The organism is Bergeriella denitrificans NBRC 102155 (assembly GCF_001592185.1).
In the GTDB taxonomy this organism is placed as follows: domain Bacteria; phylum Pseudomonadota; class Gammaproteobacteria; order Burkholderiales; family Neisseriaceae; genus Neisseria; species Neisseria denitrificans.
In genome coordinates, this window is the sequence record NZ_BCWL01000313.1 from 1 (window position 1) to 1,512 (window position 1,512).

2 protein-coding genes are annotated in these 1,512 nt (G+C 58.0%); both read left to right on the top strand.

The features are described from left to right. Positions 1–133 precede the first annotated feature (133 nt). A complete protein-coding gene (locus BDE01S_RS11760; protein ID WP_255265809.1) occupies positions 134–265 on the top strand; it encodes a hypothetical protein in 132 nt (43 codons plus the stop codon). Between the two features lie 78 nt (positions 266–343). Continuing rightward, complete coding sequence (gene trpD, locus BDE01S_RS10490) at positions 344–1,378, top strand: anthranilate phosphoribosyltransferase (protein WP_066081304.1); 1,035 nt, start codon at positions 344–346, stop codon at positions 1,376–1,378. Positions 1,379–1,512: the final 134 nt, after the last annotated feature.

The following is a 1,512-nucleotide window of genomic DNA, read 5'->3' on the forward strand; positions in this document are numbered from 1 at the left end:
GTTCAAACACAATGAAATGCGTGCCTGCCGCCCAATCAATGCATACGGGCAATCGGCAGGCCGTCTGAAATATCGGGATATTTGATATTCGCGGTTTTCAGACGGCCGCACGCATTCACCGGGAAAGTCAAACATGAAAAAAAACATTACCGCAGTCGGATTGGCCCTGTTGCTCGCCGCCTGCGCGCAAACCAATACCGGCGGCTATTTCGGCGCAGGCAATAGCGGCGTGGCCGGCGGCGTCACCCAGTCTTTCCGCTGGTAAGCCCGCCATATTCAGACGGCCTGTTGCCATTCAGCAGGCAGCCTTTCCGCCGCCGGAACCCAAATCGAGGATAAAAACATGATTACCCCGCAGCAAGCCATAGAGCGCTTAATCAGCAACAACGAATTGTTTTACGACGAAATGACCGATTTGATGCGCCAAATCATGAGCGGGCAAGTGCCGCCGGAGCAGATTGCCGCCATCATCACCGGCTTGCGGATTAAAGTGGAAACCGTATCCGAAATCACCGCCGCCGCTGCGGTGATGCGCGAATTTGCCACGCCCGTGCCCGTAGCCGATACCGCCGCGCTGGTGGACATCGTCGGCACAGGCGGCGACGGCGCAAAAACCTTCAATATCTCGACCACCGCCATGTTTGTGGCCGCAGCGGCGGGTGCAAAAGTCGCCAAACACGGCGGCCGCTCGGTGTCGTCTTCCAGCGGCGCGGCCGATGTCATCGAGCAGATGGGCGCCAATCTCAATCTGAGTGCAGAGCAGGTCGGCCGCAGCATCGACGAAATCGGCATCGGCTTTATGTTTGCCCAAAACCACCACAGCGCCATGCGCCACGTCGCACCCGTGCGCCGCTCGCTGGGCTTTCGCAGCATCTTCAATATCTTAGGCCCGCTGACCAACCCCGCAGGCGCGCCCAACCAGCTGCTCGGCGTATTCCATGTGGACTTGTGCGGCATCCTGTCGCGCGTGTTGAAACAGCTCGGATCGCAGCATGTATTGGTGGTGAACGGCTCCGACAGTTTGGACGAAATCACCTTGACCGGCAGCACCCATATCGCCGAATTGAAAAACGGCGAAATCCTCGAATACGACATCCGCCCGGAAGACTTCGGCATCGAATCACGCCGCAACCTGGATGAAATCAAAGTTGCCAGCAGCGCAGAATCCCTGGCCGTGATGCAGAGCGTGTTGGGCGGCCAACACGGCGCCGCGCGGGACATCGTATTGCTCAACGCCGCCGCCTGCCTGTACGCCGGCAACGCCGTCGCATCGATGGCCGACGGCATCGCAGCCGCCCAAGCCGCCATCGACTCCGGCGCGGCCAAAGCGAAGCAGGAAGCCTTTATCGCTTTATCCCACCAACTGGCCGCTGCATAGCCGCCTGGCCGGTTTTGAAAAACAAAAAAGCCGTCTGAAAAAGCCCGATAAGTGTAACGGGTGATTTTCAGACGGCTTTTTGTCTGTTTGATGGTGCAAGGATAGCCGTTTTAATCTAACGAAACGACGATATA